This window comes from Anabaena sp. AL09, from assembly GCF_001672255.1.
GTDB lineage: Bacteria > Cyanobacteriota > Cyanobacteriia > Cyanobacteriales > Nostocaceae > Dolichospermum > Dolichospermum lemmermannii.
In genome coordinates, this window is record NZ_LJOQ01000049.1 from 41,109 (window position 1) to 50,201 (window position 9,093).

At 38.1% G+C, this 9,093-nt stretch carries 8 protein-coding genes and 1 pseudogene; 4 read left to right on the forward strand and 5 right to left on the reverse strand.

The features are described from left to right. Positions 1-431: 431 nt before the first annotated feature. The 4 genes and pseudogenes from AN490_RS09890 to AN490_RS09905 all read left to right on the forward strand — a co-directional run. Positions 432-707 (forward strand): NINE protein, encoded by a 276-nt coding sequence (locus AN490_RS09890; RefSeq protein ID WP_015080393.1) that lies wholly within the window; start codon positions 432-434, stop codon positions 705-707. 440 nt (positions 708-1,147) lie between these two features. Beyond that, positions 1,148-3,565 carry a cation-translocating P-type ATPase gene (locus AN490_RS09895; RefSeq protein WP_300002509.1) on the forward strand — a complete coding sequence of 806 codons (2,418 nt, stop codon included), beginning with the start codon at positions 1,148-1,150 and terminating at the stop codon, positions 3,563-3,565. Positions 3,566-3,744: 179 nt separating this feature from the next. Further along, positions 3,745-4,665, forward strand: a complete 921-nt coding sequence (locus tag AN490_RS09900) for a TIGR01777 family oxidoreductase (protein ID WP_300002512.1) — start codon at positions 3,745-3,747, stop codon at positions 4,663-4,665. A 33-nt stretch (positions 4,666-4,698) separates the two neighbouring features. Continuing rightward, positions 4,699-5,061: pseudogene (locus tag AN490_RS09905) on the forward strand (aldo/keto reductase); the annotation flags it as partial. On the opposite strand, the gene AN490_RS09910 reads toward AN490_RS09905, so the two are convergent. The 5 genes from AN490_RS09910 to AN490_RS09930 all read right to left on the reverse strand — a co-directional run bounded on the left by AN490_RS09910 (position 5,053) and on the right by AN490_RS09930 (position 8,929). Continuing rightward, positions 5,053-5,184 (reverse strand): type II toxin-antitoxin system HicA family toxin, encoded by a 132-nt coding sequence (locus AN490_RS09910; protein ID WP_300002515.1) that lies wholly within the window; start codon positions 5,182-5,184, stop codon positions 5,053-5,055. The pseudogene AN490_RS09905 and the gene AN490_RS09910 overlap by 9 nt on opposite strands. After that, positions 5,181-5,420 (reverse strand): type II toxin-antitoxin system HicB family antitoxin, encoded by a 240-nt coding sequence (locus AN490_RS09915; RefSeq protein WP_213718379.1) that lies wholly within the window; start codon positions 5,418-5,420, stop codon positions 5,181-5,183. The genes AN490_RS09910 and AN490_RS09915 overlap by 4 nt, the downstream gene beginning before the upstream one ends. Positions 5,421-5,573: 153 nt before the next feature. Further along, on the reverse strand, positions 5,574-7,133 hold the full coding sequence (locus AN490_RS09920; protein WP_300002519.1) for a tetratricopeptide repeat protein: 1,560 nt from the start codon (positions 7,131-7,133) through the stop codon (positions 5,574-5,576). A gap of 322 nt (positions 7,134-7,455) precedes the next feature. Then, positions 7,456-7,665, reverse strand: a complete 210-nt coding sequence (locus AN490_RS09925; RefSeq protein WP_300002522.1) for a hypothetical protein — start codon at positions 7,663-7,665, stop codon at positions 7,456-7,458. A 1-nt stretch (position 7,666) separates the two neighbouring features. Next, complete coding sequence (locus tag AN490_RS09930) at positions 7,667-8,929, reverse strand: hypothetical protein (RefSeq protein ID WP_300002525.1); 1,263 nt, start codon at positions 8,927-8,929, stop codon at positions 7,667-7,669. Between the last annotated feature and the right edge of the window lie 164 nt (positions 8,930-9,093).

Below are 9,093 nucleotides of genomic sequence, written 5' to 3' on the forward strand. Positions count from 1 at the left end.
CAGTTGTCAGTAGGGGCGAAGCATTTGCAAGATAAATTATCAGTCATTGCCAAAAATAGTTCTCCAAATGCTTCGCCCGTACAGTTGTCAGGGAACAGGGAACAGTGAACAGGTCAAGATAATTCATTAGGTTGTTGGTAACTGTTTTTATTCTCACTGCTAACTACTTAATTACTTCTCAAACAAAATCCTCCGGATTTGATAACAATAAATATGTAGAAAAATCTATAGTGTCGGATATTTACTAACTTTGAGGTTAATTACTACCTGAAAATTAGCGAAGATACTGCACAATATTTTTCTGCCGAATTTGTGATGTTTTATCAGAAAATTTGATATTTTTACGATTACTTCTCAGGAAAATTTATCCACATTTAAATCTTACCAATTACCAATTACCAATTACCAATCATCAAGGAGTATAACTAAATATGAGCAATCTCAACCCATCTTACACTACTAAACAACTGTTGGCTGGTTATGCTGGAATTATTTTTGGTGGATTTGGGCTGCATAAATTTATTCTTGGTTACACATCAGAAGGTTTTATTATGTTAGCAATTTCTGTAATTGGTGGCTCTTTTACCTACGGATTTACATTGATAGTTATGCAAATCGTTGGTTTGATTGAAGCCATGATTTACTTCAATAAGCCCCATGAAGAATTTGTTAATACTTATTTTGTGAATAAGCAAGGTTGGTTTTAGAAAGTTTATTAATTAATTGAAATTGATATGCAAATTATCAAACATAACCGAATTCACTTACTCATTTTACTAATCATGAGTATGGGATATTTCAGTATCGTATCAGATTGGGAAATTAATTATTTCTGCAAAAGCCTGATTTTGATGTTACCAGTACAATTAACGGCTGTAATTTACACAGCTAAAAGCAAACTATGATTTTTGTGATTTAAATGATTTTTAGGATTTTGGTGAAAGTGGCAGATTTGGCTTAACCTCAAAAATAACATCTGAACTATGATTTTTGTGATTTTTGTGATTTTGAGGATTTTGAGGATTTTGGGGAGTTGGGGAAACTTAATATTGTTCACTTAGTCAAAGTGGCAGATTTCGCTTAACCTCAAAGTAGAGACGCTAGTTATTAAGCGCTAAACTAACAAGAACGAACCTAAAAACTGGCCATGCAACTGATCCCCGAATCTGAAATAGTTATAGAATCTGCCCCTCCCACAAAAATACTTAACTCAGAGAAAATTATTTTAGATGTTGGAGGGATGAAGTGTGCTGGATGTGTTAATGCGGTAGAAAAACAGCTTATTCAGCATCCAGGAGTTAAAAGCGTTTGTGTTAATCTCGCAACAGAAGTCGCAGTCGTAGAGGCGGAAATTGGTAATGTAGATGCAGAGGCGTTAGTTCAGGGATTAACGGCTACAGGATTTCCTAGCCAATTACGGACGGCTAAAGGTGCTGGTGATAAATCTAAAATCCCTAACCCAGAAGTAAGACAACGCCAAGAAATGCAGGGGATAGTTAGACAGTTAGGAATTGCTAGTTTACTACTGTTACTATCGGGAATTGGTCATTTTGGTAATATTGGATCTGTTATTTTTCCCTTTTTAAATGACATTTGGTTTCATTGTGGACTGGCTACTATCGCCATTATTATTCCTGGTAGACCAATTTTAGTGGAAGGTTGGCTAGGTTGGCGACGGGGTGCGCCGAATATGAATACCCTCATTGGTTTGGGAACTCTAACAGCCTATATTGCCAGTTTGGTGGCGTTATTGTTTCCCCAAATGGGTTGGGAATGCTTTTTTGATGAACCGGTGATGATGTTGGGTTTTATTCTTTTGGGGAGAACTTTAGAAAAACAGGCTAGAGTCCGTGCGGCTAAAGCGTTTCGCCAATTGTTAGCTTTAGTGCCGCAAACAGCCCGGTTAGTTATTAATCCAGAATCGGAAAAATTGATTGCTGGGGCTAATATTATGGAAATTCCGGCGGAACAGGTGCGTGTGGGTGAATGGTTGCAGGTGTTACCAGGGGATAAAATTCCGGTAGATGGTGAAGTGCGCTTTGGACAAACTACCATAGATGAATCCATGCTGACAGGGGAATCTGTACCCGTGATGAAGCAAGCAGGAGATACTGTGACTGGGGGAACGTTAAATCAATCAGGAGCGATCGCTATTCAAGCTACTCGCACTGGTGATGATACAATTCTAGCCCAAATTGTGGCTTTGGTAGAAGCTGCCCAAACTCGCAAAGCCCCAGTTCAAAAATTAGCAGATACGGTGGCTGGATATTTTACTTATGGTGTCTTAACAGCGGCTGGTTTAACCTTCCTATTTTGGTATTTGTTGGGAACTCACCTTTGGCCAGATGTGACGATGACTGGTGGCATGATCATGGCTCACAATATGGGACATAATCCCCAGCATTTAATCCCCCATACCCAATATTCTGCCCTGTTAATTAGTTTAAAATTAGCGATCGCTGTGATGGTAGTTGCTTGTCCCTGTGCTTTAGGATTAGCTACCCCTACAGCCATCTTAGTGGGAACAGGTATGGGTGCAGAACGGGGATTATTAATCAAAGGTGGCGACGTTTTAGAAAAAGTCCATAAACTAGACACGGTAGTTTTTGATAAAACCGGAACTCTCACCACAGGTAAACCCACCGTAACTGATTGTTTAGTTATTGCCGAATCAACTTTACCATTATCTCTCATTCAACTAGCCGCAGCCGTAGAAAGCGGTACTTATCATCCCCTCGCTACAGCCATTCAACAAGAAGCCAAACGCCAAGATTTAGCTATTCCCCATGCTGTAGAATTCCATACTGAACCAGGTATGGGCGTATCCGCTGTCGTTGAGGGAAAAAAAGTTCTTTTAGGTAACTGGGAATGGTTTAATTACCACCAAGTCAATATTAATGAAACCGCAGAAAAACAGGGACAAAAACTAGCTACAGAGGGAAAAACTGTAATTGGTGTGGCTGTAGATGGAACTTTAACCGGATTAATTGCTGTTAGTGATACCCTCAGACCAGATGCAAAAACCGCAGTAGATAAACTCCGACAAATGGGTTTGCGAGTTATGCTCCTGAGTGGTGATAGATTAGAAGCAGCCAATGCGATCGCTAAACAACTAGGAATCGCCAACACCGACATCATGGCAGGTATCCCCCCAGCCCAAAAAGCAGCCACCATTCAATCTCTTCAATGTGGGAAAATCAAAACTTATGTCGCTATGGTAGGAGATGGTATCAATGACGCTCCAGCCTTATCACAGGCAGATGTGGGCATCGCTTTACATTCAGGAACAGATGTCGCTATGGAAACTGCTGAAATTATTTTAATGCGAAATTCCCTGACCGATGTTGTCAAGGCTATTCAGTTAAGTCGAGCCACTTTTAATACCATTCGTCAGAATTTATTTTGGGCTTTTGCCTATAATACAATAGGTATTCCCCTCGCGGCTGGTGTATTATTACCTAGCTGGGGTTTTGTTCTCGGTCCTGCCAGTGCAGCGGCATTAATGGCCTTTAGCTCCGTTAGTGTTGTTACCAACTCAATTTTATTAAGGAGGTTTGCCCCATAGTTAATTATTTAGCCAATTTTTCTGTAATCTCCAAGAATTGCAAAAAAAATATTCCCCGGTAGTGCGGGCATCTTGCCCGCTACATAAGTACCTCATAACACCGGAAAGTGCTGTAAATTAAGATTTGTCCTTTATTTAATTCCCATTCCTCAGTAGGTAATCAACAACCAGCAATATCAATGAAAATAGCAATTAGTGGTGCAACAGGATTTGTGGGTAGTCGGTTGGTAGAAAGACTACACACGGAAGGTCATAGAATTTTGGTATTAACCCGCAATTCTACCTTTGCTCAAAAAGTATTTCCCTCCCCAGCTTTTCCTAACTTAGAAATTATTGCCTATACCCCCAGTGTATCCGGCTCTTGGCAAGATGCTATATCTGGTTGTGACGGCGTAGTTAATTTAGCCGGAGAACCCATTGCTGAGGGACGTTGGACACCAGAACGCAAGCAGGAAATTCTCAACACTCGCAAACTAGGAACACAAAAAATTGTCGAAGCTATAGCTAAAGCTAATCCTCACCCCATTGTCCTAGTCAATACTTCGGCTATTGGTTATTACGGAACCAGTGAAACTGCCAGTTTTGATGAAGATAGCGCTTCTGGTAATGACTTTCTCGCTCAAGTCTGTCAAGAGTGGGAAGCGGAAGCGAGAAAGGTAAAAAATACCAATGTGCGGTTAGTAATTTTACGCTTTGGGATTGTTTTGGGTAATGGTGGCGCTTTAGGAAAAATGATTACCCCCTTTAAACTCTTTGCTGGTGGCCCTATTGGCAGTGGTCAGCAGTGGTTTTCGTGGATTCACTTAGATGATATTGTCAGTTTAATTATCCAAGCTTTAACTAAACCAACAATGGAGGGAGTATATAATGCCACTGCTCCTCAACCAGTTCGCATGAATGATTTAAGTACCACAATGGGTAACGTCATGAATCGTCCCTCTTGGTTGCCTGTGCCGGGATTCGCTATAGAAGCTATATTAGGAGACGGGGCCAAGGTGGTTTTGGAAGGACAACAGGTTTTACCCAAACGCACTTTAGAGTCAGGTTTTGAATATCAATATCCGAATTTGCAATCAGCACTAACAGAAATTCTTACCTAATTCTTAGTTAATAGATAGTTAAAAAAGTCACAAATGCTATACAAACGTTTTGGTCGGACAGAAATACAAATGCCTGTGTTTTCCTGCGGAGGAATGCGATATCAATATAAATGGCAAGATGTCACACCAGAGGAAATTCCCGTAGATAATCAGGAAAATTTAGAGGCTGTAATTCGTCGTTCTGTAGAATTGGGAATTAATCATATTGAAACTGCACGCGGTTATGGAACATCAGAAATGCAGTTGGGAAAAATCCTCCCCCAATTTCCTCGTGAAAAATTAATAGTCCAAACTAAAGTTTCTCCTGTTGCAGACCCTCAAGAATTTCGCCAAACCTTTGAAAAATCTTTGGCTTATCTTCAGTTAGATTATGTTGATTTGTTTAGTTTACATGGCAACCCTACGCCCATCATTATGCTTGTAAATGGCGTGACTGCCCTTTTGACGATCAAAATAAAAACCTAATTTTTCAACAACTTTAATAAACTCTTTAGCTATGACACTTGGAAAAATACTCATACTAAAACACTTAATGGCTTGACAATAAAATCTTCTTTAGGAATAGGTTGATTATCAGCCATGAGACTTTCAAGATATAATTCTACAGCTTCCGTGATATTGGCGATCGCTTCTTCAAAAGTATCTCCTTGAGAATGACAGCCCTTAAGAAGGGGACAAAAAGCATGATATCCTCCATCTTCTTCCCTTTCGAGAATGACGGTGTAATTATAAACTTGTTTGCCCTGATTATTCATATACTTGTAAGTTACTCACTAACAACTATTTCATTATAAACTGTTTTGATAAATTTTAAAGTCAGATTTTAATAATTATTGACCGCAGATAAACGCAGATAAACGCAGATAAAGACGGATGATTTTATGATTCTGTACCACAAAAAATTGATATTAGAAATTTAAAATATCTAAAGATGCTTCTATTTCTAATTCTATTATTCTAGCTTGTGTATCTTTATATTCTGCTAATTTTCCTGCTTGCCAATATAAATCTGCTGCTTTATGGAAATCCTCAACTGCTCTCTGTTTATCTGCAATTTCTAACAGGGCATTTCCTCGATTATAATAAGCATTAACATAGTGAAAATTCATTTTAATTACCTGAGTATAATCGGCAATTGCTGCTGCATATTTTCCTAAATCAAAATGAGCATTACCCCGACAATAATAAGCATCAATATCATCAGGATTAATTTGAATTACCTGATTATAATCAGTAATTGCTCCTTCATAATCTCCTAATTCAACCCGATCATGTCCACGATTTTTATAACCAATAGCATCATGAGGATCAATATCAATTATTTGCTTTAATTGCTGTTGTTTATCTAATAAATATCGAGATATTTGTCTATCTTTTTGCGTGGTAGCATAATCAGGATTAAGGTTAATTGCCTGATTATAATCTTCAATTGCTCCTTGAGTATCACCAATATGAGAACGAACATCAGCACGATTTTTATAATTAATCGCAATATGGGGATTAATTCTAATTGCTTGGGTGTAAGCTTCTATGGCTATGTGATAATTACCTGTTTGATAATGTACTAAACCTATTTGATTGTAAGCTTGAGGATGATTTATATTAATATTTATTGCTTGACTATAATTAGTAATTGCTGTGTGATATTCACCTAATTGATAATTAACTAAACCGAGTTTATAATAAATATCAGCATCACTATTATTAAACTGTAAAGCTTGATTGTAACTATTAATTGCCGCTGCATATTCCCCTTTTTGGAAATATTCATCACCGAGATTTAAATAAAAAATATTTAAATCAACAGCTGTAGATTGGGGTTTAATTATTTGACTTTGAGATAAATCAGATTTATGAGAATTTGCCGAAATTGAAAATTGTTCTAAATAGGAAAATAAACCACCACTATACAATAATTGATTAATTCCAAAGGAAATTTTCCCAGTTTTCAATTTAATCATTTGTGTGGGGAGAAATCCAGCTAAAAAAAGGTGATATGCAGATTGGGCTTCATTAACTTCTTCTTGAATCAAAATACAAACAATTACTGCATTTTTTTCCACTTCTTCCGCACTCACTGACCATCTGACTCTATCAATACTACCGTGACGAGATTTGACTTCAACGCCAATTACAGAATTAGCAGTGAGTGTAAAATCACTTTTACCATCACCACCAAAGCGTTTTTCATAATCTACTTCCGTAATAAAATCCGCTAATCTTTCTTTAACAACTTCCTCGCCTAATTTACCTTTAAGATTATTAATAAAAACGTCACGGACTGGGGAAGTGCGTTTATATTTTTCCGCCATTAACCAGCAAAATTCCCGTAATGCCTTTAATCTCTCACCAGAAATGATAGTTAATTCACTATGTTGACCTTCTATTTCACAATGAAGTAGACAACTAGATGTTAACCTTTTCAGAAAGTCAGATTGTAGCGATCGCAGGAGAGTAATCCAATCCATGTCTAATATTTCTGCGGTCTTTTTATGTAAGGGTAAAGCAAGAGCTTCATTGGTGTCAACTTAACGCAAAACCCCATGCCGAACTCAAGTTCCTTGCTAATATCGAAAGTTCTCTTTTGATGACTAAACATTAGCAAAATCTATTAGTCCGTTTTAACGGACTTGAGCTATGAGACAGGGAATTTATTCCCTGGCGGTTCTTACGTTGACACCAATAAACACTGCTAAACCCTTACAAATCTATAGAAATCCAGTTTGATTCTTGAAAAATACGTAAGGTGTGTTAACGATAACGTAACGCATCAGATCCTTGATCATGGTGCTAAGGATTTTTTCTTTCTTCCTTGATTTGGCGTAAAGTTTGGATAAGCTTTTGATTAGATTCAGTAGATACAGCCGGCGAATTACTACTGGATTTTTCAGAAGTGACAGAATTAGAAGTATTTACTGATGGAGTTTCGGGACGATTTTTAGTATTTTCAGATTCAGGTAATTTTTGAGAATTTGGTGTTAGTGAAGGTTTGATTTGCACTTCAGGTAATTTTTGAGAATTTGGTGTTAGTGAAGGTTTGATTCACTTCAGGTAATTTTTGAGAATTTGGTGTTAGTGAAGGTTTGATTTGCACTTCAGGTAATTTTTGAGAATTTGAAGTGGCTGTTGGTTGAATCTTAGAACTTACTCCCGTAGAATTGGGATTATTTTGGAACTTGAGTTGGAAAGGATAAGAGCTAATTAACTGCTTATCAGCTTGAGGTGGATTAGCACTGAAAAATTCCCTAGCCTTAGATTGTAACTTAGGCGATTCTGTTCCTGCTTGGAATTTAATATCTAAAACCTTACCATCTGGATCTACAACTAATCTACCCACAACTGTACCTTCCATCTCCGGTGTATCTGTAGAGATGGTTTCACGAATTACCCCTTTCTCTTTAACATTGGGATATTCTTGACGAATATTTTGTCTAAGAGTATTGTAGGAGTTCAGTTTAGCCAGTAATTGTTCAGTTTTTTTACCTTTTGATTCAGATTCATTTGTGATGATTTCTGGCGATTGTCCCCTAGAATTATCTGTTAAAGCTAGTTTTTCCCCACCTTGAGGAATCTTAACAGCATTATTTCCTGATGCCACTGTTTGTGGTGGTGAAATACCTGCTGTTGTTGTACTGCCAATATCAATAGCTTCAGCAGACGGATTATTCAGTGGTTCTCCAGGTATTTCATGACTTTTTCGCAGTTCTGGTAACCGATTAATACCGAGAGATCCGGTTTCTTTCATTCTCTGATCTAGATTATTGACAAAAGGAGAAGTCGAGGAAGTCGAGGGAGTATATGTACTTCTTGGTAATCTAGACATTGCTATCTGTAAATCATTGCGAGTCAATCTTTCAATAGATTGGTTGCTAGGCAGATAAGAAAGGTTCAAGTTAGTTGGCGAACTCGGAATAGCTGGTAATACCGACTGACTAGATAATTCCGGTTGTAAAGCGGGATAGTTAGTTAATGGACTGCTTGAATTAGCACCTGGTAGTTGTTGCTGTAGCGGTAATTGGGGTTGCTGTAAAGCTACCGGGGATGTACTAGGAGGTTGTGGTAATCGGCTTTGATCAGCGGTACTCAGTTCCATCAATCCCACTGCTTTGGGTGAGTCAGTTTTAGAAGATTGACCAGAGTTAACTGGCATTAATGGCACAATTAAGGCAATAGCGCCGTGGATACCAAGGGAAGCTATAGCGGCTATTCCCGTTGGTTGGCTGAATATTTCTGGTATGTTTTTTAGGAGAGATACGTAAGACATACTGTTATGGTTGATTCTGATCAGTTAAACTTGAATAGAAATTTTATCAACAAAGACTTCAGGGGTTATCTTCTTGACACTCCCCGGTCTAAAGACGCGGGGATTCTTTAATCAAAGACATGACTTGCTCAGACAGGATCTCTCCAGCCTGAGTAGAGGACTCA